The organism is Ruegeria sp. CDSA021, from assembly GCF_059612325.1.
This window is the reverse complement of record NZ_JBXWQJ010000016.1, coordinates 63,873-89,990: the sequence shown is the minus strand read 5'-3', so window position 1 is coordinate 89,990 and position 26,118 is coordinate 63,873. Positions and strand designations below refer to the sequence as shown.

Annotated in this window: 22 protein-coding genes; 4 read left to right on the top strand and 18 right to left on the bottom strand. The window is 53.5% G+C overall.

What is annotated here, in order from left to right; all coding sequences use genetic code 11:
- Position 1: 1 nt before the first annotated feature.
- A complete protein-coding gene (cls, locus tag AC2FLD_RS18640; RefSeq protein WP_481668667.1) occupies positions 2–1,411 on the bottom strand; it encodes a cardiolipin synthase in 1,410 nt (469 codons plus the stop codon).
- Positions 1,412–1,956: 545 nt separating this feature from the next.
- Here cls and AC2FLD_RS18635 point away from each other — a divergent pair.
- Complete coding sequence (locus AC2FLD_RS18635; protein WP_496672123.1) at positions 1,957–2,844, top strand: mechanosensitive ion channel family protein; 888 nt, start codon at positions 1,957–1,959, stop codon at positions 2,842–2,844.
- 35 nt (positions 2,845–2,879) lie between these two features.
- On the opposite strand, the gene AC2FLD_RS18630 is transcribed toward AC2FLD_RS18635, so the two are convergent.
- The 9 genes from AC2FLD_RS18630 to AC2FLD_RS18590 form a co-directional block, all read right to left on the bottom strand.
- The gene (locus AC2FLD_RS18630) at positions 2,880–4,097 is read right to left on the bottom strand and encodes an AI-2E family transporter (RefSeq protein WP_496672126.1); all 1,218 of its coding nucleotides are present in this window, start codon (positions 4,095–4,097) and stop codon (positions 2,880–2,882) included.
- Between the two features lie 22 nt (positions 4,098–4,119).
- The gene (locus tag AC2FLD_RS18625) at positions 4,120–4,359 is read right to left on the bottom strand and encodes a hypothetical protein (RefSeq protein WP_496672129.1); all 240 of its coding nucleotides are present in this window, start codon (positions 4,357–4,359) and stop codon (positions 4,120–4,122) included.
- A gap of 110 nt (positions 4,360–4,469) precedes the next feature.
- Complete coding sequence (locus tag AC2FLD_RS18620; RefSeq protein WP_496672132.1) at positions 4,470–5,327, bottom strand: DUF1269 domain-containing protein; 858 nt, start codon at positions 5,325–5,327, stop codon at positions 4,470–4,472.
- Between the two features lie 72 nt (positions 5,328–5,399).
- The gene (locus AC2FLD_RS18615) at positions 5,400–6,185 is read right to left on the bottom strand and encodes a transporter family protein (RefSeq protein WP_496672135.1); all 786 of its coding nucleotides are present in this window, start codon (positions 6,183–6,185) and stop codon (positions 5,400–5,402) included.
- Positions 6,182–7,900, bottom strand: coding sequence for an alkaline phosphatase family protein (locus tag AC2FLD_RS18610; RefSeq protein WP_496672138.1), 1,719 nt, complete (start codon positions 7,898–7,900; stop codon positions 6,182–6,184). Before AC2FLD_RS18610 ends, AC2FLD_RS18615 begins: the two co-directional genes overlap by 4 nt.
- Before the next feature lie 71 nt (positions 7,901–7,971).
- Positions 7,972–8,568, bottom strand: a complete 597-nt coding sequence (locus AC2FLD_RS18605) for an HdeD family acid-resistance protein (protein WP_496672141.1) — start codon at positions 8,566–8,568, stop codon at positions 7,972–7,974.
- A gap of 65 nt (positions 8,569–8,633) precedes the next feature.
- Entirely contained in the window at positions 8,634–8,987 is a 354-nt protein-coding gene (locus tag AC2FLD_RS18600; RefSeq protein ID WP_496672143.1) for a PRC-barrel domain-containing protein, read from the bottom strand.
- 138 nt (positions 8,988–9,125) lie between these two features.
- Positions 9,126–9,635 carry a DUF1269 domain-containing protein gene (locus AC2FLD_RS18595; RefSeq protein WP_271946075.1) on the bottom strand — a complete coding sequence of 170 codons (510 nt, stop codon included), beginning with the start codon at positions 9,633–9,635 and terminating at the stop codon, positions 9,126–9,128.
- A gap of 155 nt (positions 9,636–9,790) precedes the next feature.
- Positions 9,791–11,521, bottom strand: coding sequence for an arylsulfatase (locus tag AC2FLD_RS18590; protein ID WP_496672296.1), 1,731 nt, complete (start codon positions 11,519–11,521; stop codon positions 9,791–9,793).
- 120 nt (positions 11,522–11,641) lie between these two features.
- On the opposite strand from AC2FLD_RS18590, the gene AC2FLD_RS18585 reads away from it, so the two are divergent.
- Positions 11,642–12,631, top strand: coding sequence for an AraC family transcriptional regulator (locus tag AC2FLD_RS18585; protein WP_496672145.1), 990 nt, complete (start codon positions 11,642–11,644; stop codon positions 12,629–12,631).
- Here AC2FLD_RS18585 and AC2FLD_RS18580 read toward each other — a convergent pair.
- From AC2FLD_RS18580 to AC2FLD_RS18565, 4 genes are all read right to left on the bottom strand, one after another.
- On the bottom strand, positions 12,615–12,965 hold the full coding sequence (locus tag AC2FLD_RS18580; RefSeq protein WP_496672148.1) for a DUF1376 domain-containing protein: 351 nt from the start codon (positions 12,963–12,965) through the stop codon (positions 12,615–12,617). The genes AC2FLD_RS18585 and AC2FLD_RS18580 overlap by 17 nt on opposite strands.
- 117 nt (positions 12,966–13,082) lie before the next feature.
- Positions 13,083–13,289, bottom strand: a complete 207-nt coding sequence (locus AC2FLD_RS18575) for a helix-turn-helix transcriptional regulator (RefSeq protein WP_496672151.1) — start codon at positions 13,287–13,289, stop codon at positions 13,083–13,085.
- A gap of 212 nt (positions 13,290–13,501) precedes the next feature.
- Entirely contained in the window at positions 13,502–14,695 is a 1,194-nt protein-coding gene (locus tag AC2FLD_RS18570; protein WP_496672153.1) for a tyrosine-type recombinase/integrase, read from the bottom strand.
- Between the two features lie 252 nt (positions 14,696–14,947).
- A complete protein-coding gene (locus AC2FLD_RS18565) occupies positions 14,948–16,336 on the bottom strand; it encodes a hypothetical protein (RefSeq protein WP_496803729.1) in 1,389 nt (462 codons plus the stop codon).
- Positions 16,337–16,550: 214 nt separating this feature from the next.
- Here AC2FLD_RS18565 and AC2FLD_RS18560 point away from each other — a divergent pair, with 214 nt between their 5' ends.
- Complete coding sequence (locus AC2FLD_RS18560; RefSeq protein ID WP_496672159.1) at positions 16,551–19,640, top strand: ATP-binding protein; 3,090 nt, start codon at positions 16,551–16,553, stop codon at positions 19,638–19,640.
- A gap of 24 nt (positions 19,641–19,664) precedes the next feature.
- Positions 19,665–20,408, top strand: coding sequence for a nucleoside 2-deoxyribosyltransferase (locus AC2FLD_RS18555; protein ID WP_496672162.1), 744 nt, complete (start codon positions 19,665–19,667; stop codon positions 20,406–20,408).
- Positions 20,409–20,455: 47 nt separating this feature from the next.
- Here AC2FLD_RS18555 and AC2FLD_RS18550 read toward each other — a convergent pair whose 3' ends face one another.
- From AC2FLD_RS18550 to AC2FLD_RS18535, 4 genes are read right to left on the bottom strand one after another with little or no spacing between them, the layout of a single operon-like run.
- Positions 20,456–21,493 (bottom strand): ACP S-malonyltransferase, encoded by a 1,038-nt coding sequence (locus AC2FLD_RS18550; RefSeq protein WP_496672165.1) that lies wholly within the window; start codon positions 21,491–21,493, stop codon positions 20,456–20,458.
- Entirely contained in the window at positions 21,490–23,679 is a 2,190-nt protein-coding gene (locus AC2FLD_RS18545; RefSeq protein ID WP_496672168.1) for a dehydrogenase E1 component subunit alpha/beta, read from the bottom strand. The genes AC2FLD_RS18550 and AC2FLD_RS18545 overlap by 4 nt, the downstream gene beginning before the upstream one ends.
- Positions 23,680–23,690: 11 nt before the next feature.
- Complete coding sequence (locus tag AC2FLD_RS18540; protein WP_496672171.1) at positions 23,691–24,893, bottom strand: acyl-CoA dehydrogenase; 1,203 nt, start codon at positions 24,891–24,893, stop codon at positions 23,691–23,693.
- On the bottom strand, positions 24,890–26,065 hold the full coding sequence (locus tag AC2FLD_RS18535; RefSeq protein ID WP_496672174.1) for a pyridoxal phosphate-dependent aminotransferase: 1,176 nt from the start codon (positions 26,063–26,065) through the stop codon (positions 24,890–24,892). The genes AC2FLD_RS18540 and AC2FLD_RS18535 overlap by 4 nt, the downstream gene beginning before the upstream one ends.
- Positions 26,066–26,118: the final 53 nt, after the last annotated feature.

Genomic DNA, 26,118 nt, shown 5'->3' with positions numbered 1-26,118 from the left:
TCTAAAGAATTGGTGCGAACAGGCGGGCAATCGGGGCGCCAATCCGGATATGCGGGGGCTGTTCAGCAAGCAATTTGTCTAGCCTAAACGACCGTTCAAAGTCCTTTTCCAGCATCGCGGCTGTAGCCCCGGCGGCGCGTGTATCGAAGAAAACGGCCATTGCTTCAAAATTCAGCCGGAATGAGCGGTTATCCATGTTCGTTGTCCCTATCGCGGCCAAAGTATCATCAACAACCAATACTTTTTGATGCATGAAACCGGAACTATATCTCAAGACCTGTACTCCGGCCTCGCGGATTTCATCAAAAAAGGCAAAAGCGGCAAGCCAAGGAATCTTATGGTCAATGACGTCAGGAACCAAGATGCGGACATCCACCCCTTGCAATGCAGCGTGTTTTAAAGCTGTGAGCACATCGGTATCGGGTACGAAGTACGGCGAAGCGATCCAAATCCGTCGTTTGGCATTCGCGATTGCCGTGAAAAAGAACAAGGCACCGGTTTCCATTTCGTCCCCGGGACCAGTTGGGACGATTAATCCGGACATGTTCTCTTCCATGTGACCAGCCTCCCAGTTCATCTCCGAAATCAGGATTTCTTCAGTTGCCCAATGCCAATCCTCTACAAACACCAGTTGCAATTGCGAGACGACCGGGCCACGGATTTCGACATGTGTGTCGCGCCAATCACCGAATTTTGGGTCGCGCCCCATATATTCGTCTCCAACATTCAATCCGCCGGTAAAGCCGACCGTTCCGTCGATGATCACCGTCTTGCGGTGATTGCGTAAATTGAGTTGAAATCGGTTTTTAGCTCCGCGCATCTGCGCGGGTTCAACTACTTGCACGCCGGCTGAACGGAGATCATTAAGATAGGAGTTTGGAAGTTTAACGCTGCCAACTGGATCGCACATGAACCGAACCGCAACTGCACGTCTTGCTGCGGTGATCAGATGGTCTCGCAGTGTCCGACCCAGATCATCATCATGAACAATATAAAACTGCACCAGAATGTAATCTTGGGCTGCGTCAATAGCGGCAAAGATTTCATCGAACGTTTCCTGCCCGTTTAATAGGATTCGCATGTTGTTGCCCCGGACTACAGGGAGTTCAGATATCCTTTCCAACGCTTCGGACGGAAACTCTGTAGGCACGTCGGGGGCATTGACCTCGCGAAACGTCTTGATTCCGTCAATTACCTCCTCGCTATCGCGGCGCGCAGTTAAGTATCGGTCGAACTTGTGATGTCCCAAAAAAAGGTAAAGCGGAACGCCAAGATACGGGGCAGTAATCAGAAAAACGACCCAACCCACTGCACCCTGAGAGGTTCGCGCCGATGAGATCGCTCTCCATGCAAACCAAATGGCAGTGGCTTCGAGGGCGATCAAGAGCAAGACCAGAATTGTGGACACCATGTGGGCCTCTTTGGTTCACGGTTGCTGAAAGGGCGTTCCAACACCCGGTGGAGATCCACCAGATTAACCGATACTCGCAGGAAAGGATCACCTAGGGCAAGCGCGTAGAAACGCAGTTCTTGTTGTTGAGCTCGGGTTGCAATTCGATAGAGAATTCTCATTCGTATGCCGCTTTGACAAATTAGGAGCAATTTATCCCGATACTCCAGAAAAAGCTGGAAGATTCTCCCAGAGTTTCCGATGCTGTCCTCCTGCAAACTTCGAGTGTCGTTTGAGAAGTTTACGACCTACATGATCCAAAAGAGAGGCCAGTTCAGCAATTGGAAGAAACTCAATCTCCGTCGATGAGCGCAGTTGTCGAAATGCAGGAACGTTTCAGCCACTGGCAGGCCGAACTAAATCAAAGCAGCGTAATTCTCTCTTTGATCTTTCTCTTGGCCGTTGTCATCGGCAGGCGGCCACTTGCACGATGGCTTATGGCAATGTTTCGGGCACTTCTCAGACGCTTGTCCATTGAACTTTCGGAAAAGGTAGCTGACGAACTGATGCGGACCACATCAGTTTTGATTGTGACCTTTGCTGTTTTTGTGGTTCTGGAAACATTGAATGTTCCAAACATGCCTGGTGACATTTTTAGGCGCGTTATGGCCTCAATCGCTGTGATCGCAGTATTCTCAGGGTGGTACAACCTGAGCGGGTCTTTTGTATCCCTTCTTCAGAGCGACCGGTTTGGAGAAGTCAGGATGGAGGCCGGATGGATGGAGCGCGTTGCCCGTTTTGGCATCTTGCTGTTTGCCATTACGTCATTGCTAGAAGTCTGGAGAGTCGACATCAGCGGTGCGCTGACCGGTGTTGGAGTACTGGGCGCAGGATTGGCTATCGCGACACAGGACCTGATCCGCAATCTTGTGGCAGGCATGAATAACATGAGTGAAAAGCGCTTCGCTATTGGGGACTCGATTCAAATCGACGGTTCGTTTGTCGGGACAGTCGAATCCATTGACCTGCGCTCCACCCTAATCCGTGGGTTCGATCAGATCCCACGGCATGTTCCGAACTCCGAGTTATCCAACGCAGTTGTCCTAAACTATTCACACCGCCGACATCGAAGGGTCATGCTTAGCATACCGTTGCTTCTAGACAGTACCGAGGCTCAGGTCCTTCAGGTGCGTGATACGTTGCGGGAACATTTGTCGGCCTGTGGAGATTTCGAATTGTCTGAAGAGGCACCGAAATATGTCTATGTCGAAGGGTTGTCAGAATGCGCCGTAACCATCATTTTTTACGCGTGGACGACTACCCCTGAATACGACAATTTCCTCCGTGTGAATGAAAGTCTTTCGCTCAAAATCCTTGAGACGGTGCGCGCGGCAGGAACAGAACTGGCCTATCCAACACAATCGATCAATCTGCGCGGGTCAGCCATTCCGTGACCTCCTGATGATACCGATCAGTATTCCCCAAGCGTCTAGCTCTGGTTGTCTAAGTTTTGCTCAAATTCCTGACGGATTGCTTCTGTTTCGGTATCTAGTTCGGATTTGGATACCGTTAGCTTAGATTTTCGAGGTGCAGCTTCAGTGGCTTCGCCCTGTGCTACTTCCCTTACTGGATTGTCTTTGTGACTACCGTCGGACAAGTTACCATCGCCCGACATCAGTATTGCGAGTGACGTCGTCGATGGGATGTTGGCTAACACGATCATAGTACAGACGGTAATCGGCACGCTTAGTAGAGCCCCGGGGATACCCCAGATTGCGGTCCAGAACGTCAGTGCGAGGATGACCATCAAAGGCGACAAGTTTAGTGATTTTCCGGTTAGCGATGGTTCCAGAATATTCCCGATGATGAACTGAACCGCCCCACAGCCCACCAAAATAATTAGAAAAGGCGTGCTAGTATCAAACTGCACAAGAGCAACGAGCGACGGCAACGCTACCCCGATGATTGAACCAATCGTTGGAATGAAGTTCAGTACGAATGCCAGGATGGCCCAAGTTTCGGCAAAATCCAATCCCACGGGCTTCATTATCGCGTAGCTACCGACACCCGTTAGGAAACTAACGAGTGTTTTGATCCCTACATAGCGCTGCACACTGTCCGAAATGCGTGTCAGCACGCGGTGTAAGTTTTGTGCGGATTCCGCATCTGGTGCTGCCAGTGCGACTTTCAACCTCATGGGCCCCTGTTCCAGCATCATGAAAGGAATATAAAGAAGGATCAGAAAGAAAGCGCTCAAAAAGCTTCCGGCTGAACCGATTGCTCCGCCAGCGAAGCCGGTAAAGTCCATCTCTAAGATCGCTTGTTGCGCTGCCTGATAGTTCTTGTCTCCAACAAGAGTGACCACTCGGGCCAAGATTTCAGAGAATCTTGCTTCATATCTAGGCAACGCATCGGCAACCGCGCCCGCTTGACTGGTCAGAATTGATAGTAATCCGAGCAATCCCAACACTAAAAGAGCAGCGCTAATGACATGGGCCAGCCATCTGGGGATCCGTGTCCCGAGAATTTCAACCTGACAAAACCTGTCGACTGCGGAAGTCAGAAGAATGAAAATCAAGGAAGCAATCGACAATGGAACTAGAACATCAGCCGCCAGGACCAGTCCTGCGATAGTAAAAAAGGCGATCACGACAACCCGGTGCCAAAACGCCAGACTAAAAACGTGTGTTTGCTGTTGATCTGGCACCGGCTGGGCTACTTCCTGTCTATTACCCTACGGATTTACGAACCTTGTCATATACGGCTTTCATTTTCAAACCAAGTTCCTGCGCAGCTTCGCCGACTTCATCCGCCGACTGATTAAATTGTGATGTAGACAGGAACCTATCCCACTCCGAAACAAGTGAATCCCACTCGTCTTCCGCCTCCATTGTTCCAAGGTTCAACTGAAGTTTAATTTCATCTCTCTTTTGTTGTAGCTCGGCCATCATGGCCTTTAGATCTGGCATTTCTTTCACCTTTTGTAACACGTAATTGCCGAGAGACGGCTCTCCGGTTTATCTGCACTGCCAATATTAAACGGTGCCGGTTGGATGTTTAAACATCTTACTAAAAAGAATTAGGTCAACGCTTCTTTGGCCAGTGACATTGACGCATCTAGCTTGGCCTTTCGTTCTTTGTAGTCTGACTGAATTTCAGCTTTACGCTTTTCAAACTTGTTCCTTGTATTTTCTTTGGCCACCGCAATTTGCTCGTCAATCGCCTCGAGCCTTGCAGCTGTTTGGCTGTTCAGTTCGGTGATACGTTGCGAGATTTTTTCTTTGGCTATACTTGCCTTTGCCTTGGTTGCGTCGATTTTGTCGTGGATTGCTTGTTTGGTTTCTTCGTTAGATTGCTTCCACTCGTCTTTTAGCTCTGCAATTTCCCGATTAAGTTCCGCCATTTCATCAGCGTATTGTTCATCGATTGCATCGGCGCGTGGCTTGCGGAAAACCACTCCTCCAGCCTCGCTCATTTTGACATCCAATGGCGATGTCCAAACTTCGTCAACCGAGGCCACCAAGCAAGACTTACCAGGAATAAGTTCGATGCTGATTTCGTCAAGCATCGTAGAATCTATTCCCGCAACCCAAAGATCTCTGTAGACACCAAACAAACCACCTGTCATCGATCCGACAGCCATTCCTGAGGCGGCCACTGATGCTGCAGCGGCAGATCCGGCGACTGCAGCTCCTGATGCGACTGCCATCGGGCCGGCCAAAACACCAACCATTCCGCCGAGAACGAGGCCCAGTGCCGTTCCCAACGGCCCTTCATCTTCCACCTTCTTAACTTCAACTTTGCCTTCGAGATCTTTCCCGATGACTGCAGCGGCATACACCGCGAGATCTCCTTGGGAATGTAGCGCGCGCAGTGCGGTTTCACCCTTGAATGCAGCAGCATCATCCTCGAAAACGACGGCAATAAACTTTTCCATGTTGGTACTCCTGATGGTTGATTTTAGGCGGGAATTTCTTAGTGGGTAGGAACTTTTCTAAACACTAAATGCTCATTGAAACTGCATGTTAAGTGCCGCGTAAATTTGCCATTTGGGCAGGCCGATTCCTTTGTCAAAAACCGAGTACTGCGGTTCGACAAAAAAGTTGTAAACGGTATTGCCGCGTTTGGTGACCTTGCCTAGGCGAATGCCCAATGGGACAGAATAGCTGTCATTAACAAAATTGTAGGTCCAGATCGGGGCGCCGCCCGTGTAGTACCCATTGCCCAGTTGGTAAAAAACAAAGGGTTGAAAGGCACCCAAATTGGCACGTGGGCGCCCATTTGCATCCCCAACGCCTCCACGCCATGTCAGAAGATATCCATACTGAAAGACAGGCGAAGTTGCATTGAAATAAACGTTGGCTAACCCAAGCTGCCATTGATCGGCTCCCAAGCGGTCGTCGGAGGCTGTTGGCACGACCACTTGCGGACCAAGCGCAAAACTAATTCCAGGGTTACCCGTATTAAACTGATAGGCCGCAAAAACATCAAAATCTCCGACGCCACTCAAAGTTTGGCCATCTGTTCCCACCGGTAACGAGTTAAATGGCAACGAGGCTCGGATCAGCCAATTTGAGCTGCCTAAAGTGACCGGCTTTGCATAGCGCAGAACAAATTGATTTCCGGTCGCATTATCTGGTCCTGTAAAGTCACCGATATAATAGTTTTGGATATTGAACGCTGTGATATCAGCCAGAGGATTGTTGGCTTGCGCTGCATCAGATTGCGCATAGGCCGGAGTGCTGGCGACGCACAAAACGGAAAATTGAGCTAAGCGCTTAAAGAAGGATTTCATGGGGCTCCCTTTGTCTCGGGCATCGCTTCTGGCAAAGGTACACCCACCGCTCCGGAAGGCGGCTTAGTGCCCAGAAGAGACGCAATCGTAGGCGCGACATCCACAGTTTCGACGCGTCGTGCGACGGTTTGTGGAACAATATTTGAACCTGTAATAATCAGGGGAACGTGTGTGTCGTATGTCCAGGGAGAGCCATGAGCAGACGCAACGTGCAACCCGTCAAAATCAGCCACAAACCAATGCGGTTCGAACACCACATAGATATCTCCCGACCGATCTGGATTAAAGTTAGCCAAGACGGCATCGCTAATCTTGGTTTTTGCAAACGATCCGCGTCGCAAATCTGAACTCCCAACCGCATAGGCAATGCCGGGGAGTTTTTGAAGTTCCTCAGCAACAGCTCGCTCGACGACCAAAGGATCCAAAGAGCGTTTGGAAATAAGATCTTGGTCCAAATAGACGTAGGGGTTGGAAAAGTTCTGAACCAGATCAGCGGATTCACCAAAATCCATTTGAAGACGCACAAATCCTGGTTCTGTATCGACGCGTTCAAAGCTGAACAAACCAGCTTCAATGCCTAGAGTCGCCAGAAACTCCGGGTGTTCCGGTGCGCCGTGATCTGCCGACAAAACGATCAATGTGTTTTCTAGACCAACTACGGCATCCACATGTGTTAAAAGGTCAGCGATTTGCCTGTCGAGATGCGCGAAATTGTCTTCGGCTTCTAGGCTTGAAGGGCCGAACATATGGCCGACATAGTCTGTAGATGACAAGCTGACCGACAGATAATCAGTAACGTCATCTTGCCCCAGTTTTTCTGCATCCAACAGGGCTTTGGCAAAATCTACTGTTATTTCATCCCCAGCCGGGCTGAGGGTTAAGAGCGTTGTGAAGTATTTCCCTTCTGCCGCTCCCCAGTTATGCGGAAATGTCCGGCCAAACCCCTGTATATCGGTTTCCCACGGTTGGTCGTCGCGGTCTGCAAAGGCATACTGCCCGACGTCTCCCAGAAGAGTCCAAGATCGATTGGCATATGATGCGACAAGGCCCTTTGAGTTCCAATCCTCAATCCAACCGGGGTAGGCGTCGCGATAGAACGTGCTTGTAACAAACCGGCCTTCTGACTTTGAGAACCAGTAAGCGTCACCAGCGTGACCTGCCATTGCAATTGCACCGCGATCCTTGACCGACACACCAAACACTTTTGAAGTCGGCCCAAAGTGCAGGCCAATTTCATCGGAGATAGTTGAACTGATAATATTGCGGGGAGACCGACCGTCAGTTGTGGCTGCTCGTTGGGTCGGATCGATTTCGTTCTCCGCATCGACTCCGGAAGCCCCGACCAAAGGATAGTCCGGATCCTGCACGTTATAGAAAGGCTTGCCAGTTTTTCGATCAAACCACAGGTTGGCTACCATACCATGGATAGCAGGGTCCGTGCCGGTTGCGAGCGTCGTGTGCCCGACAATTGTTTCAGTGTTGGCATGGCGGTGATGAGCATTTGTAAAATTGACGCCATGATCCAACAAATAGCGAAAGCCGCCCTCTCCTATGTGGATACTGAATCTGTCGATTAGGTCTCCACGCAACTGATCAACAGTAATTTGAAGAACCAGTCGAGGCTTGCCTTGAGCGCTTGAGACAGACGGAACGACCAAGCTGACTCCAACAACCACCCATTTGATTAGCAAGGGAAAATTTTTTGGTTCGATCACGTATTTCGTCCTTTTTGTAACAGTAGAATCAGTGTCTACCCAACGTTTGCCACAGTTTTGGGTCGTTTTTTTCAGACCGCGACCGACACGTCGTTCCTTAGGCCACGGGCAAAGCGGATATATCCTGCGCCCTCACCGATCAGCGATACGCCTGCAACGATCCCCAACAGCATCACGCTCACTTCGGGGTACTTCGCCAACAGATATCCCGATGCCAGTACGGACACACAACCAACGGAAATGACCCAGCCAGAACCTTGATCCGGTCGCGCCATCACGCCCACTGCAATCCGCACCAAGCCATTCACAAAAATTGCAACAATCAAGACCAACGTAAGCGCCATGAGCCCTTCAAGAGGGCGAAATATCAGCAACAACCCGGCAATCAGATTGAAGCCCCCCCAGATGGAATAGATGAGCCTTGCATTCCAGCCATCTTTGGTGGTGAAAACCTGCACTAGCACCACGAAGCCACCTACAGCGAAAACAAATCCCACAGCAAATTCAATGGCCAATGATACCAAAAAAGGTGCAAAAATTGCGAATACACCCCCGATAACCAACACACTCCCGAGTCCAAGAAACCAGCCCCAGTATTTTTGCAGATCGTTGTCTGAGTTTCCCATGCTCATTGTATCTTTCCCTTGGTCGATTGCATTTTCAAACACTGGCGACTGCTTTTGCGTTTAGGCGCCCTCAAGCAGGTCAAAGCCTGTCGAGTGCGACCTTCCGTTTAGTTTCGAGCGTAGTGAAAGCGCGGCAGGCTTTTCAGATTTTCCTTGGTCGCATTGGGCAAAAACAGATCGCCATCCGCGTTGATCTCGAAGGCGACCGCTGGCAGCGCGATCAACTTTTCACCGATGTTCAGGAAGCCGGCGACGTTGACGATCACAAAGGTCGTATCACCATCCGGCAAGACGAGCGCATCATGGACATATCCCACAAAGTCGCCACCAGCATTGTAAACATCACCGCGCAAAAGCTCGACTACGCTCCAATCGGAAGCGACTAAGGCGACATCAAGATTGTTGTACTCGACAACAACACCGCCAGCCACATGAGGTGTGGACTGTGCGAGCGCATACATTGGGTCTCCAATTGCGAAAGCACACAAGAGAGCCGTTGTTCTCAGAACTTTTTTCATATTACTGATCCCGTCTCGACAATGTGAAAATTGAATTCAGGTCGCCGGGTGATCAAGCAGCCCGCCCCCTAAACATACTGGTCAGTTTCCGGACAAAGCGGCACGAAGCTCTTTTTCATCACTGACAGACAATGATGTCTCGATAACCTCGCCCTTCATGCCCTCCAATTCGCCCAACAACTTCGTAGGTCGGTTTGACCACCCGATAACGGCCAGAGCCGATGAGTCAGGGCCCATCTTTGAGCCGACGCGAGCTGCCAATGCATCCTCTTCGTCTGCTTGATCCAGCATTCCTGCAAGTGTCCCAGAGCCAGCACCAACAGCCGAACCTGCAATAAACCCGGCAGCAGGGTTTCCGACCATGGCACCGATCAACGTGCCGGTCAGTGCTCCAAGAGAAGTGCCTCCGACGAAACCCGTTGCTGTAAGAGTATCGGAATTCCGGGTCCGCACTACGCCGTTCTTATCGCGGGTCATTACCACGACCTCGTCGAGATCGACTTCCCAATCCAGGCTCATTTTTTGCAGACGCAAAAGTGCTTCGTCTGCTGTATGACGGCCCTCGAAGACAATAATGACCAAATCACTCATCGTATCTCTCCCTAGTTGAAAATTGTTTTTTGCAGCGCAGTGACACACAAAAGAATGTACGTCCTGACGCTATCCCGTGACGATGTTTCATCTCTGAACTCCATGCGCGGTTCTCTCCCAACACCGCGCATGAATTAAGTTTACCAAGCTCGAAACTACTTACTTCCGTTATTTGCCGTCATCAGTTCCATGACCTGATCAATTGAAAAGCTGGCTGGCTTCTGACGCGGTGGGAACTCTTGGAATGTAGCTAGGAACTGGCCTACATACTTTTGTGCGGGCACCAGGAAATAGATCCGATCAATCATCCAGTCGTAGTAAGTATTGGATGTTAGATGCGCCTGTTCGAATGGATCACGCCGCAGGTTGGTGATCAAAGGGACGCGAAGTGGGGTCCAAGGTTCGATCCACGCACGCAATGTCGAAACAGCTTTTTGCTCAAGGAAAATCAGTTTCCAATCGTCATAGCGCAAGGCTGTTAATTCTCCGGTATCCGCGAAATAGAAAATCTCATGTCGCGGGCCGTCTTTTGTTTCACCAGTAAGAATGGGCAAGAAGTTGTAGCCATCCAGATGCACTTTATATTCGCGACCAATGGCTTGAACGCCACCTGCTTTCAAGTCTTCCTTGATGGTCTCATTGCCCGCTGCTGCCAACAACGTCGGCAACCAATCCATGTGGTGCATGATTTCGTTTGAGACAGAGTCAGGTTCTATTTTCCCAGGCCAACGCACGAGCGAGGGCACGCGCCATCCACCTTCCCAGTTGGTGTTCTTTTCACTGTAGAACGGGTTGGTGCCAGCATCTGGCCATGTATTCTTGTGGGGGCCATTGTCAGTCGAATAATGAACAATGGTGTTGTCAGCAATGCCCAGTTCGTCAAGCACATCCAATAGCTGACCGACGTGCATGTCATGTTCGACCATGCCATCGCCATACTCATCTTGTCCCGAGATCCCGAACAATTCGTCTTTCACATGTGTACGGAAGTGCATCCGTGTGCCGTTCCACCAAACGTAGAAAGGTTTGCCTTGCTCGTGCGCATTTTTGATAAAGTCGACGGCAGCTGCAACGGTTTCATCGTCGACTGTCTCCATCCGTTTTTTGGTCAATGGTCCCGTATCTTCAACAAGCCCATCAGCCGAAGACTTGATAACGCCACGAGGGCCAAATGCCTCGCGGAAGGTCTGGCCGTCCGCCAAAACCGCGTCGCCGGGATAGTCGCGATTTTCTGGCTCTTCTTCCGCATTCAAATGGTACAGGTTTCCGAAAAACTCATCAAAACCATGGTTTGTGGGAAGCATACTGTCCTGATCACCAAGGTGATTTTTCCCAAACTGACCGGTCATGTATCCTAATGGCTTCAGAAGGCCCGCAATCGTGGGGTCTTCTTCCTTCATACCCAAGTCTGCGCCCGGGAGGCCTACCTTAGACAAGCCGGTTCTATAGACAGACTGTCCCATAATGTAAGAAGCCCGACCAGCTGTACAGGACTGCTCCCCATAGTAGTCGGTGAACATCATGCCTTCATCAGCAACCCGGTCGATATTGGGCGTTTCGTAGCCCATTAGTCCCCTAGTGTAAGCGGATATGTTGGATTGCCCAATATCGTCTCCCCAAATCACTAGAATGTTTGGTTTGTCTTGTGCAGAAACTGGTGTGCCAACCACGAGGATAGCGACCGACAAAGCACCCAATATCGCTGACTTTGTTATGCCCAAATTATGTTTCATGTGCTCTCCTGAAAAATTCGAAACCAACGCATCAATCGACAGACTGGTGACATCGCGATCAAAGTTCATTCCCACGATGACCCCATTGGTTAGCGGTGTTTGCCCTTCAATCTGTCGGCAAATACGAATCAAGGCTGCAAAAGCAACATTCATATTCACGAAAAACGTGTGTTAGCCTGCCAACGACAGGAAGCATTCATGTATAAGAAGTTGTATGAAGAGATTCGCTAAACACGTCGAAGCACATAATGAATCACTGTCCGAGCACAGTGTATGAGTGAAAAGGTCAACGAATTCACGATTAGAGCGGGCTCATTCCATGGTCCAATCTCCTTGCTTACTGACAACGCTCGGATGTTTCAAAAAACGCTGCATTCTTTCAACCTGCCAACGGAGCCAGAGGAGATTGTTGACGTTTCCAACTACCTAAAGGGCATAAAGGAAATAACTCGGTTCGCTGGCGATGATGATTTCTTTGCCCGAGCAGGATATGTTCAGAAAGTGGAAGATTTGGGCGTTTTTGGTCGCGCAATCGTTTCTGCTGATACCTTGTGGGACGCTTTGCAGATCGCCAAGTCTGCGCTGTTGTACTATCAGAGCGATTCAGAGTTAGTAATCAGAACCTACAAAAAGCGTTGCCATATCTGGTATTTCAATCCTTTTGACGCTTTTGAAGGAGCCAAAGATGTTCAATACACAATAACTCTATTGGCCAACGTTGTCTGCCTTGCAAACAATCGCACCGATCCGGACATTGATGTTTCCTACCCTAATGGCTGTTCGACGCACGTTCTGTTCAACTCCGCTATCAGTCGCGTTAGGGCTTCCACTCAAGGGTACATTTCGTTCGACGAAGAAGCACTCAAGTCGCAGATGTTCAAAATGGATGCACTGAGAGCCGAAGTGTTTTCGCGCTATTTGGCCGATGAATCCATAAAGGCTTGCGAAAAACCACTGACGAAGGACATTGTCGCCGGCCTAGTTCGTGCTTCATTCGGTGTTGCGCCATGGACTCTAGTCAACACCTCTGGAGCACTGCAATTACACGAGCGGACGATTCAACTTCGTTTGAAGTCTGAAGGAACATCTTTTCGTGAAATCGTTCAGACCGAGCGGCACCTCGCATCAAAGCGCCTCCTTATGGCTGGAAAAGACATAGTTGAAACTGCCGAAATACTTGGCTTCGAGCATCGGCAGAGTTTTTCAGAGGCATTCTCAAGTTGGGAAGGCCTTTCTCCGTCGGCCTTCACAAGTAGGGTTTAGGTTCATTGTGGCTTATTACATAGCCTATTGCCTGCAAAATGCGAGATGCAGCAACCGTAGATTTCCTATTGTCGGAAGGGTCGGCAGATTTCTCTAAGCATGTCTTATAGCAGACGTTGTTTACCGACGAATTATGCTGTCGGTTGCACTGGCGCGTCACCAAGGGCGTATCATCAGGGAAATCACATGTTTCGCGCACCCACATCGCCATGAGAATAAGCATGTAGGCGCCAACTTCATCGGCCGAGAGGTGTTGAGTATCACGCTGGTATGCATCTACCCAAAGTGGGCAGGGACGCTTAGCCCGGGCACGTTTGGCGTTGAAATCACTCATTTTGACCTCCCTCCCAATGCCGCCCAAGTTTCCGTGCACTTTCAAATGCACAACTGATGCTAGCGGTTTCCGGTGTATCGAAGCGACCGACCATAATGGATCCTCCACTGCGTGCGATTAGCATATGTCGCCATCGCGCAGAGCGCGGAGGTGGGAATCGATTTCTTCTTCGATCCACAACAAACGACCACCCAGTTTGACGGGTTTGGGAAGCCGCTCCGCAGCCAGGTCGGCATAAATGGATGAACGAGAACGGTTCCCGAGCTTCTCGCGAAGTTCAATTAGGGTCGGGTATTTTGCGGGAGTCGCCGTGAATGTACTCATTGTGACAGTCGTCCTTTCTTACTCGGGACGAAAGCCAGAATGATCGCAACCGGCCGCTCGCCCCACCAATGGGTGCCCCGTGTCGGGGAAGACGAGCTGCACATCTTGCGCAGCAACAGGTCCAATGTTAGCGGACTAATTGGTGCAATTCAATATGTAGCTGTTTAGATTTTCGCGGCCACTGTATTTAGAGTGATGCCGGCTGGCGTTAATTACCGTGTTGCGACGCAAGAAACGACTTCCCTTGTTCCACCGCACACGTAGCTCGCCCATTGCTCGCTCAACACCCTACGCTGCTCAAGAAAATCTGTGCGTCTGTAAGCTCGAACGACACCAGAGTCAGTTACGTGTCCCAGCATTGCTTCCGCTACTTCGTGAGGTGCGTCGGTGGCTTCAGCCAGCCAGTCGCGAAGACTGCTGCGGAAGCCATGCGGGCGGGCGTCCAATTTGCGACGCTCCATCATCCTTGAGAGCGTCATATCAGAGATCACGCCCTGCCGTGTATTCGGAAAAAGGAAACCATTTCTGGAATGCGGTAGGGCAAGGTCGATAACGCGTTGCGCTTCCTGCGAAAGCGGCACACGGAAATCACTTGTTGCCCCTTTTCGACCTTTCATGGCCTCACCGGGTATAGTCCAGACGTCTCCTTCAATCTGTTCGAGCCTGATAAAGCGCAAAGGTTTAGAGCGAACACCGGTTAGGATGAGCAACCTCATAGCGAGGTTCGTGAGCGAGGGTTCCTCTAAGCTTGAGTAGAAGGCAGGGACATCGCTCCACAGCATCGCTGGGATGTGTTTCGGCTTGTGACGTGACTTTCCCAACAACGCTTTGGCTTTTTCTGTTGCCTGAAGGTCAACGTCCAATCCAAGCGCGGCCGCGTGGCGAAAGACAATGTTTAGCCGGTTCATTGCTTTGCGCGCTGTGTCGGCTTTTGTGTGCCAGATTGGGGCCAGGGTGTCGCGAATGTCGCGCTGGTCAATGTCTGTTATTGGCACCTTTCCAAGCTTGGGCAGTACATGCCCATTTAGCGGTGAGAGCCAACGCCCTGCTTTTCCATCGCCTTTGAGTTCAGCCTTTCGCGCTTCGAATGCATCTGCAGTCAGAACCGCAAGTGAAACATCTTCCCGCCGCGCCGCACGTGCCTCTGCTTCACGCTCCTTGACCGGATCACGGCCTTCCGCAGCGACCGTACGCCATCGCTGCGCAACACTTCGAGCACTTGCAAGAGAAAGAGTTGGATAGCCGCCTAAGCCCATTTCGCGCCTTCGGCCATGCACAGTCACACGAAGCATCCACTGCGCGCCACCATCGTCTCGTTTAATAAACCAAAGACCAGCGCCATCGCAGTGTTTACCGACCGGTGCAGATTTAACAAAGGAAGCCGAAAGTCTGTTTTTTGCCCGCATTTATATCCACCCTAATATCCACCTAAACTTATTGGATGGCGTCAAACATGGCAAGACAAGCTTGGACAATTAGATCAGGTAATTCATTGTAAATGAGGGGGAATCTGCACAAGAGTGAACATTCCCAAACAGGTTGCATGTGCCGCCCCCGGGCACCATTTTAGGCTGAAATATGAGAGACTTTTTCTGTTGATCTTTCTACCTTTGCTTGGACAGTTTCGTGATGCCCACGCAATCGAACGCTCATTGACTCTAACCCGTACCACCTGAGTATTTTAGAAAATCGGCCAGACGTGTGTTGTGCTGTTTCACTGCTACGGCTGCGGCTTTGGAAAAATCCGCCCACGGCCATTTCTGGGGGGCGACGGATTTAGACAGTTGCGTATACAGCGGGTTATCCACGTCTTCCGGTGTTTCGGCGATTTGGACTGAAACGCGGTAATCCGATGTGTCGTGAGCCTCGTTATACATACGCAGTGAAGCAAGGTTGGCGTCATCGTCGATCAACACAATCGCGCCTCCGATGAGCGGTTTGACTTCCGGGCTGTCGACGACCCAACCGCCGCTGTTATAGGCGGCGAAGTTTGGCACGAAGAAGTCCTCCAACGGCATAATCGCTTCAAAAGGTTTGTGCGTGTGGCCAAAAACAAGAGAAACGCTTGCAGGAACGCTCGGGTCGAATTCTGATTTTATTTGTTCTTGAACGGGAACCCGCATGAAGCGTTTGACGCCTGCTCCGTCGTCGCTGAGTAAGGTATTGGTCTGCCCACGTTCAAAATAGTCGGAGACCAACGCGCTGACCATTTCGCCGACGCCATTGGCAAGTGTTTTTCCGGTCGCGCCGCCCTTTTTCATAACCAGATTTCGGGCGGCACTGCCCAGCAATGATCCAATCGCCTTCGGGCTGTTTTCAGTATTATAAACATTTTCTTCGTCAACCCCGATATGCCCGGAACGGCCCAAAACGGACCAGACGAAATCGATCCAGGCGAAGTTTTGGGCCTCCCATGCTTCCATCGTTTCGGGTGGAGTTGTCTTGGGGTAGAGGAGATCCGCAAACTCGCTGACCATCAGATACGCGTCTTCGATAAAATGCCCGTGGCTGACCACGATAAGCTTGTCGCCGGACGTGATGGCGTAGTTTGGATAAACGGTTTTGATCCGCGTCTCTGACAGCCAGGGGAGGCTGTGGGTGATTGCATTAACAAAATAACTTGGCACCCCTTCCGGGTCGCGCATTGGTGTGATGTGCGGCGGAGTGGGCAGAGGGGTGCTCCAATCGGCGGAACTCAGGGAATCCGCATATTGGCGTTCGCGGCAGGTTTCCCAAAGGTGATGGTCGTGGTTGCCGGGAATGAATACAATCTCGGGGTCGAAAAGCCGGGCGGCTGGGTCTTCCGGCATGGTCAGTTCAAGAAAGTGTCGAAACGCCATTGCAGCGACATTTTCGGTGCTGAAGGCCAGATCAAGAATGTCGCCATTCAGAATGAGCGTTGGCAGACGGTCGCCTGAGTTTTCGTTGATCAGGTGTCTCAGGCAGTTAGCCAAGTGAATCAAAACATCGCTGGGGTGCATCGGGTCTACTTGACCATCGGTTGCGTTCAGACGGGTTAAAATGCTGTTATCCGCCCCGAAATGCATATCTGAAAGACAGACATATCTGATGTCGCCCATAATCCACCCAATACATGTTCTAATAACGCTTTAACGCCTCGAATTCCTACTTCGGCACGAGGTCTGACTATTCCTTTGATCTATCACAAAACTTGACCTTGTGACACCTTTGCGTGTTTGCTCGAACAATACATGGATTTTGACTGAACTGTTTTCTCGTTTTTTGCGCGCAGGTGACCTTATGGCGAAGACCTCCGCCAGTACTCAAAAAGATTCTGGACTCAGCGGCGAGAGGCGGCGGCTTGTCCTGGCATTTGTTGATGTTGTCGGCTCGACAGCGTTGAGCACAAAAATGGAATCCGAGGATTTCGCCAACCTGATGCTGGCGTTTCAGAAATTTGGAACTCAGACCTTCGAGAAATTCGGTGGAAAGATAGCGAATTATCTGGGGGATGGGCTTCTGGTCTATTTCGGATACCCGCGGGCGCAGGAAAACGATGCGGAGCGAGCTGTACGCGCGGCTTTCGAGTTGTTGGGAGGATTGGGGAAAATTGGGCAACCCAACCTGAAAGAGCCGTTGCAGGCGCGCGTAGGTATCCATGCCGGACCGGTGATTGTAGGGCAAAACAGCGACGGTCTGGGCGATATCCTGTTGGGGGAAACAGTTAACGTTGCTGCACGCATTCAATCAGCGGCATCGCCGGGCACGATCTTCACCAGTGAATCTGCGTTGGATCTGCTGAAAGGAAAGTTCGCTTCGCGACCGCAGCCGCCGATTCAGTTGAAGGGGATTGCGAACAAAGTTGTCCTTCATCACCTGCACCAATCCACAGCAGCGAAGCGTCCAGTGCCGCGGACGGTGCACACCCTGGTTGGCCGTGACGAGGAGCTGGCTAGGCTGAAGTCAGAATTTGAGTCTGTTCTTGATGGGAAGAGGTCGGGCGTTTGCATTTTTGCTGAACCGGGCTTGGGCAAAAGTACTTTGGTTGACAGGTTTCAGGCAAGCTTGGCCGAAACGCCCCATACGTGGCTTGAGGCCAGGTGCGACGTGCTTCAAACAGGTGCGGCCTTGCATCCTTTCATCGAACTGGCACTGAAAAGTCTTGGAATTGCGGACCCGCAGGAAACCGAAGACGCCGCGACCCGTTTGAAAGACGGTTTGGCCACCTGGGAAGACAGGCTCGCGGATGCGTTTCCGGTCATTGCCAACCTTCTGGGGATTCGGGCACCTGAAACCTCGGTTCTGGGGAGCGAAAGCCCCGAAAGCCTGCGTAAGAAGACATTGGAAACTCTGGTACATTGGATCGAGTTTCTGTCCACTCAACGTCCCGTTGTGCTGGTGTGTGAAGACCTGCATTGGAGCGATGCGACGACGATTGACTTGCTGAACCTGATGTTGGAACGGGACACTCCCGCAAGGTTCCTGTGTCTTGTTACCTCGCGAAACGCCAATGACGGTATCGCAAAGAAGCTTATTGGCCACACGATTGAACTGCCGTCCCTGGCCGAAACGGATGCGCAACAGCTCATTCGGACGATCGATGACACGCAGCGCCTCAGCACTGGGGATGTGGAGCAATTGATCGACCGTGCGCAGGGTGTGCCGCTGTTTCTGGAGGAGCTGACGCGCCAGGCGCTGCGCGATGAGGCCGGGCATCATTCCCTGATTCCGACGTCGCTTGACGGCCTGGTCATGCAACAGCTTGACGGCCTGCCGGGAAATGCCAAAGGCACCGCTCAGGTGGCTTCCGTTTTGGGGCAGGCGTTTGACCAGGCGCTTCTTGCAGCAGTCTCGGAACTGGACGCCGACGGATTGGAGGCGGCGCTTGATCAGTTGTTGGGTGCCGATCTGATCCGGCAGCATGAGAGGCAACCAAGCAATTATTTCTTTCGCCACGCCCTGACCCGAGATGGAGCTTATGGCACGTTGCTACGTCAAAGACGAAAGACCCTTCACGCAGCGACAGCGGATCAATTAATGACCCAGTTCAGCCGACAGGGGGCCATGAACCCGTCTGTGGTGGCCCACCACCTGCTTGAGTCCGAGCAATTCAGCCCAGCTGCGGAATGGTTCAAAAAAGCGGGTCGGAGTGCCGCGAAACAGGCTGCGGTCGAGGATGCCACGACACTCTACAGACGCGCGCTTGAGGCATTGGAAGGCGCGCCGGAAACGCCCGAACGGAACATCTCTGAGCTGTCACTGCAGATATTGCTGGGTAACGCGTTGATGGGAGTGCGCGGGTTTGGGTCAGATGAAATCGTTCCGGTGTGGGAGCGCGCCCTGAGCATTGCGGAAACGCTGAACGATTATGACGAGCGGTCCTCGGCGCTTAATGGATTGGCTGCATATTGGATTGGGAAGGGCGATTGCGGCAAAGCCTGTGAGTTTGCGCTTCAGATTTTGTCGTGGTCAGAACCCGCCAATCACCGCATTGGGCTGCTTCGGGCTCATTCGTCGCTTGCGAATGCGAAGTTTCAGATCGGCGATGTGCAAGATGCGCTCGACCACGCAGAAACGGCGGTGTCGCTGTATCAACCCGATGATTTTGCAAATGTGACTTATGGTGTCGGAACCGATCAGGGGGTCGTGGCCTATGGGGCTGCTGCGGCGTCGCATTGGTGGTTGGGGGCCGCGCAGACCGGTCTCAGACGCGCGTGCCAGGGAGTTGCCCTTGCCGAGGGGCTCGAATCCGCCCTCAGCCTGGCCGCCGCTCGGTCTTATCTGGCGCTCATCCATCATTACCGTGGGGATGAGGAACTTGCTTACGAGGTCGCAGATGAAACCGTGATGTTCTGCGCCAACCTCGGGATACCTTTCTGGCAAGGGTTGTGCCTGCTGCTGCGCGCCGGTCAGAAGGTCGATCCGCCCGCAAAACGCCTGCAAGACATCGAAGCAGGGCTTGGTATCCTGTCAGGCAGTGGCAGCCAATCTGCCGTTGGGCTGGGCTTTTCCATTATGGCCAGCGCGCAGGCGGATCAGGGCAACCCCGAAATTGCGTTGGGGGTACTGAAAACGGGCGGTCAGATGTCGGCGATGTTGGGTCAGCATTTCTGGGATGCGGAACTGAAACGCCTTTTAGGAGTGGTTCAGGCGACGATGGGCGACCGCACAGCAGCAGTCGAAAGCGTTTCCGAAGCCGTGGACCTGGCGCGCGACAATCATGCCAGCTCGTTAGAGCTTCGCGCGTTGTTGACACTGGACGACGTGCTTGGGTCCGAAGATCGGACCACGAGAAATCGGTTGGCGACCGTTCTTAAGACGCTGGAACCAGGGACGGATACTCCGGATGCGCAAAAGGCATCCCGCGTCCTCACTTCTGTTAATTCATAAACTCAATTTGTGGAGCTTTTTCAAATGTCAGAACAGATCGTTTATTGCTCGGGGCCGATGTTCAGCGTCGGGGATCTTTGGGAGCAGCAGAACATTGCCGCTGTGCTTGAGGCCGGGGGGTTCACAACTTATCTGCCGCAGCGAGACGGGCTTGAAGTGGGCAAGTTGATGGCGTTGCTTCTTGATCCCCAGATTTCATCGCAGGAAGGGCAAATCGCGCTCTCGATTGTGCGCAAAGTCACTTATTCGCTGGATATCTATCAGTTGATCGGTCGGTGTACATGTCTGGTTTTCAACATGGATGGGCGCGTGCCTGACGGGGGCAGTCTTGTTGAATCCTCTATCGCTTATGCGGCTGGCAAACCGATCGTGATCTACAAAACCACGCCGATCACGATGCTGGCCGGGACTGACAATCCCATGATCGAGGGGCTGTCTACCAGTTGGACTTATGTCCATGACACGGTCGACATCGTTCCGGCCTTACAAGCCCGTATAGCGGCGCAATCCGATGCAGATTATGTGTATACCCCGCCTCCGGTTGTGGGTCTTGTGCTTGAGGTCGGGGCGAGCGTGGCAGACAAAAGCTCAAAATTGCGGCAGATACTTGCGGCCATCGCTGCTGCCCCGACAGGACCGGACGCACTGAAAGAGGCCAAAGCGTTGCTGGAATGGGCCAAGACGGACAAAGCCTTTCAGGCGGCGTTTGGGTCTGGTCAAACGAGTTTCCTAGGCTCTGACGGTCAGCACAAACTTGTCAGCCTCTAACCAGCGCAACCTCTCAGCCATTGACGCCTTCAAGGTGAGGCGTCAGGCTAGGTGACCAGTGTCCTTTGATCGTCCATCCCCATTGAAACCAGAAAAGGTGCTTCGCGCTGATTGTTCTGGAAGGCAGTCTTGTCGCACAGCCCATCCCAGTTGCTGAGGATCAGGGATTGTGCCACAGCCCCGCCCAGCGTGGTGCCCGGGCCGGTGACGATGAACAGGTCTGGCGCGAACTCTCGTGCGGCCTGCGCAACCGCCTGGGTGAAGTCGTAGGTTTCTGTGACCTGATGACCCAGCGTATAATCCCACAACGCGTGCGTGTCGCAAGCTCCGGGCCACCAGATCTGACCGCGGCCGTCGATCATCAGAAGATCGGGCTGTTGGAAAAGGTCAACGCCCAGTCGCGCGCGGCCCTGCGCGGCCACGGGGGCTTGAAGGTTTGAATGAAAGCCCGCGTGATTGGCCAGGCGCAGGGGAAATCGATCCTGCACAACTGGCACGGCTTTTTCGAACGCAGCCAGCCCGGATTCATCCCCTGCCAACACCAGCATTCCACCCAGATCAATCGACAGGGTCAGCGTTGCATCCGTTCCGCTGATCTGATCGACCAGAGCCAAAAGCTCGGCCTTGCGGACTGGATCCGGATGCCAATCCGCGTTCAGGAATGGATAAACAAGTTGCCCACCGATCATGTTGTCCTGCATCAGCGTGCCCATGGTGTTGACCACCTCGAACCCACTTTCGGCGGTCAACGCGCCAGCGCAGGCCAGGGCCGAATACCAGCCCATCGAGTTGCCTGTCACCGCCACCACGTCGATCTTGTCAGGGTCGATGGCGCGGAAATCGCCTAGCGTAGCAGCATAGATCAGGGACGAGGCATTATCGCCGCGCGTATGTTTTGCAATCGAATACCGTGTCGCGCCGTCCAGCGCAGTCAGAGTTTCCTGGCCCTGTGCGCTGCGCATCTGGTCGAAGTGTGCCAGCAGCGCCTTGTCCGAGAAGTGACGCCCCAGTACACCAAGTTCGGGTTTGTTATACGTGCCGCGACCGGGGCAGATAACAACGGCGGTCTGTTTTTCTTGGCTCATACCTCGGTCTCCATCAGGTGGCGCGCCGCGGCCTCGATGCTGTCCTTTGACGGCATTGTGGCGGCATAGGCCGGGCCGGTTGCGATGAAGCTGTCTTCGGCGGTGATACGGGCCAGTGGTACATTTGCGGATTCATGGAAATGCGCCATCAGCGCCTCGGCCACACCGCCATGGTGGCGCGTTTCGTCAACGATCAGGATACGTTTGGCCCCGGCTATCGCATGGGTCAAGGCATCCTTCGGCAGGGGTGACAGCCACCGCAGATCGACGATCCGGGATTTGATACCATCCGCCTGCAACGCCTTTTGTGCCTGGTGGCTGAGATAGACACCATTGCCGAAGGTTACGATGGCCAGATCATCTCCGTCGCCCTCCACGCCGACCTCTCCGAACCCGATGCGTTCGGACGGGTCGGGGTAGGTCTGCATCCAGCCGCCATCGCCCCCCTCGTGTAAATCGCGCATTGGGTAGAGCGCGATAGGTTCCAGGAACACGACAAGCCGTTGCTCCTCGCGCGCAAGCCGCACGCATTCACGCAGCATCCGCGCGGCATCCGCGCCGTTCGACGGGCAAGCCAAGATCAGGCCCGGAATGTCGCGAAGAACTGCGACCGAATTATCGTTATGGAAATGCCCGCCAAACCCTTTCTGATACCCCAACCCGGCAATGCGTAAGACCATCGGGTTTGTGTACTGACCGTTTGAGAAGAAGGGCAGGGTGGCCGCCTCGCCGCGCAACTGATCTTCGGCGTTGTGCAGATAGGCCAGAAACTGGATTTCTGGCATGGGAATGAACCCGTTTTGTGCCATGCCGATTGCCAGGCCAAGGATCGACTGTTCATCCAGAAGCGTGTCGATCATCCGGTCGGGGCCAAAGCGGGTCTGCAATTTTTGCGTCACACCATAGACACCGCCTTTGCGTCCAACATCTTCGCCCATCATCACGATCTCATCGTGTTCCAGCATAAGGTCGGTCAGGGTCCAGTTGATCAGGCGGGACATGATCTGAGGCTCGGACTGCGCCTTGAGATCGCCGCCGAAGACCTCGGCCCTTTTCTCGGGGGCAGGACCGTTGGAGGGCGCACAGTGGCGCGTGGGTGGGACTAGACTTGCCATCACGTCGCTTGCCGTTTTCAGGCGTGGGCGGGTTACGGCTTTGTCAGCCACGCGGGCGACGCGGGCACAGGTGTCGGAATAGACACGCAGGGCGTCTTCGGGTTGCATCGCGCCAGATTGCTCCAACAGGCGGACCGAATGCAGCAAAGGATCGTTGGCCTCTTCTGCCTCAACCTCGGATTTTGGCAGATACGTTGTTGGCATGTCGGCCCCGGCATGACCGTACAGACGCACGGTGCGCACATGCAGGAAGGCGGGTTTGCGGCGGCGGCGCACATAGTCTACGGCCTCTTGCGTCACACGGAACGTGTCGAACAGATCAAGCCCGTTGCAGCTGAAGTATTTCAGCCCCGGCCGGTTCTCGAAGGTCGCTGCGATCCAGCCTTGCGGAGTTTTGGTCGAGATGCCGATGCCGTTGTCTTCACAACAGAACAAAAGTGGCAGAGGCACTGATTGGTAAGACGTCCATTGCGCTGTGTTGAACGCCCCTTGCGCGGTAGAGTGGTTGGCCGAGGCATCGCCGAAGGAACAATAGACAATCGCGTCGTCCGGCATATCAGCATGTTCAGGCCGGCGGCGGCGGGCCGCACCAATGGCATAGGCCGCGCCCACTGCCTTGGGCAGGTGACTTGCAATGGTCGAAGTTTGCGGCGGAATGCACAGCGTTTTGGACCCCAGAACCTTGTGCCGTCCGCCACTGATCGGGTCTTCTGAGGATGAGGCGAAGGACAACAGAATGTCCCAGGTCGGGCTCTGTCCCGGCACCTGATTGGAGCGGGCGATCTGAAAGGCAGCATCGCGATAGTGCAGAAAGGCCGGATCGGTCGGACGCAGAGCGGCTGCAACAGCCGCCATGCCTTCGTGCCCGGAAGATCCGATGGTGTAAAACCCCTGACCGGCTTTCTGCATCGCGCGGCTTTGCCGATCCAACGCGCGGCTAAGGCATTGTGCGCGATACAGTCCTACGGCTTCGGTCTGGGTCAGAGGACCAGCTGGGGCCTGACCCGCTGGGAAATCCCGCGCCGCCACGCGACGCAGGAAGTTTTCGTGCACAATGGCTGCGCGATCCATGTTGATTGTCCTTAGGCGAAGGCTTGCAGGCCCGTTTGCGCGCGCCCCAAAATCAGCGCGTGCACGTCGTGGGTGCCTTCATAGGTGTTCACCGTTTCCAGATTCACCATGTGCCGGATGACGTGGAAGTCCTGACTGATGCCGTTGCCGCCATGCATGTCACGGGCGTGGCGCGCGATCTCAAGTGCCTTGCCGCAATTGTTGCGTTTGATCAGGCTGATCATCTCGGGGGCGGCGCGGGCTTCGTCCATCAGGCGACCCACACGCAGGGCAGCCTGCAGGCCAAGGGCGATCTCGGTCTGCATATTGGCAAGTTTCAACTGGAACAGCTGGGTCTGCGCCAGAGGCCGCCCAAATTGCTTGCGATCCATCCCGTATTGATGGGCCGCGTGCCAGCAGGCTTCGGCCGCGCCCATGGTGCCCCAGGCAATACCGTAACGTGCGCGGTTCAGGCAGCCGAACGGGCCTTTGAGACCCTCGACATTGGGCAACAGCGCGTCTTCCGAGACCTCGACATTGTTCATCACGATCTCACCGGTGATCGAGGCGCGCAGGGACAGTTTGCCTTCGATCTTGGGCGCAGACAGTCCCGCCATGCCCTTGTCCAGAACAAAGCCTTTGATCTTGCCGTCATGCGCTTCGGATTTTGCCCAAACCACAAACACATCCGCGATCGGCGCGTTCGAGATCCACATTTTCGAGCCGTTCAGCACATACCCGCCTTCGGTCTTTTTGGCGACGGTCTTCATCCCGCCGGGGTCCGAGCCCGCGTCGGGTTCGGTCAGGCCAAAACAACCGATAAACTCGCCACTGGCCAGTTTCGGCAGGTATTTCTGGCGCTGTTCGTCGGTGCCGTAGGCATAGATCGGATACATCACAAGGCTGGACTGCACGGACATCATCGAGCGGTAGCCGCTGTCGACACGCTCAACTTCACGCGCCACAAGGCCATAAGTCACATAGCTGGATCCTATGCCGCCGAACTCTTCGGGGATAGTGGTGCCCAGCAGGCCCATCTCACCCATTTCGCGGAAGATATTGGGATCGGTTTCTTCCTTGGCAAAGGCTTCGGTCACGCGGGGCAGCAGTTTGTCCTGCGCATAAGCACGCGCAGAATCGCGCACCATGCGCTCGTCTTCGGCCAGTTGATCTTCCAGCAGGAACGGGTCTTCCCAGGTGAAAGGGCCAAGCTGCGGACGGGATTGTGGTTTCATGAGAGTTTCCTTTCTACAGCCGATTTAAGGCGTTCAAGACCAGCTACAATTGTATCTTGTGCGTAGGCAAAGCTTAGGCGGAAATGTCCGGGCAAACCAAAGGCGCGACCGGGTACAACAGCGACACCGGCATCTTCCAGCACCCAGGCGCAGAAGTCAGCGTCATTTTTGAAGGGTCCGCCGTTATCTGCAAGCAATTCGGCGCAAGAGGGGAAAGCATAGAAGGCCCCGTCAGGTGCGTCACATCGCAGGCCGGGAACCGCGTTCAGTCCAGCAACCACCAGATCACGGCGTTGGGCGAAAAGGTCGCAGCGTTCTGCCAGCAGGGTTGGGTCGCATGTAATGGCGGCCAGTGACGCCCATTGCGAAATCGAACACGCACCCGAAGTCATCTGACCTTGCACGGCAACCATTGCCTTGATCAGTTCAGCAGGCCCGATCCCCCAACCGATGCGCCAGCCGGTCATGGACCAGGCTTTTGCCACGCCATTGACGATCAACATACGCTCGGCAAGCCCTGGTGCGGCATCGGCTACGGAAACGAAGGGGACGAAGCTGAGGTGCTGGTAGATTTCATCTGCCAGAACCCAGACATGCGGATGCTGTGCCAATACGGCGTTCAGGGCGGTGATCTCATCGTGCGTGTAGATTGCCCCGGACGGGTTCGACGGCGTGTTGAGCATCAGCCAGCGGGTGCGGGGTGTTATTGCGGCCTCAAGCTGATCGGGCTGCAGCTTGAAACCTTGCTCCATCGGGCAGGGCAAAACTACCGGTATACCGCCTGCCATGCGGACAATATCGGAATAGCTGGTCCAATAGGGCGCAGGCATGATGACTTCGTCACCTGGGTTCAGGCTGGCCAACATTGCGTTTGCGATTACCTGTTTTGCGCCGGTCGACACGATGACTTGCGCCATCTCGACCCCTGCCTGACGAGCGATCTCGGTGCGCAGGTCAGGCACACCTGCGGTTGGTGGGTATTTTGTCTTGCCTTCCTGCGCCGCTGCATGCGCCGCCTCGACCACGTGGGGCGGCGTGGGCAGATCCGGCTCGCCCGTTGACAGCGCCACAATATCGCGACCTTCAGTGCGCAGGCGGGCAGCAGCCTCGGAAATCTGCACAATTTCGGAGAGTTCGATACCGTTTAACCGGTCAGCGCGTTGGAACAGCATGGCACTTCCTTTGAAGTTCAGCTTGAAACTAGTGTGAATTTCACTTGAGAAAA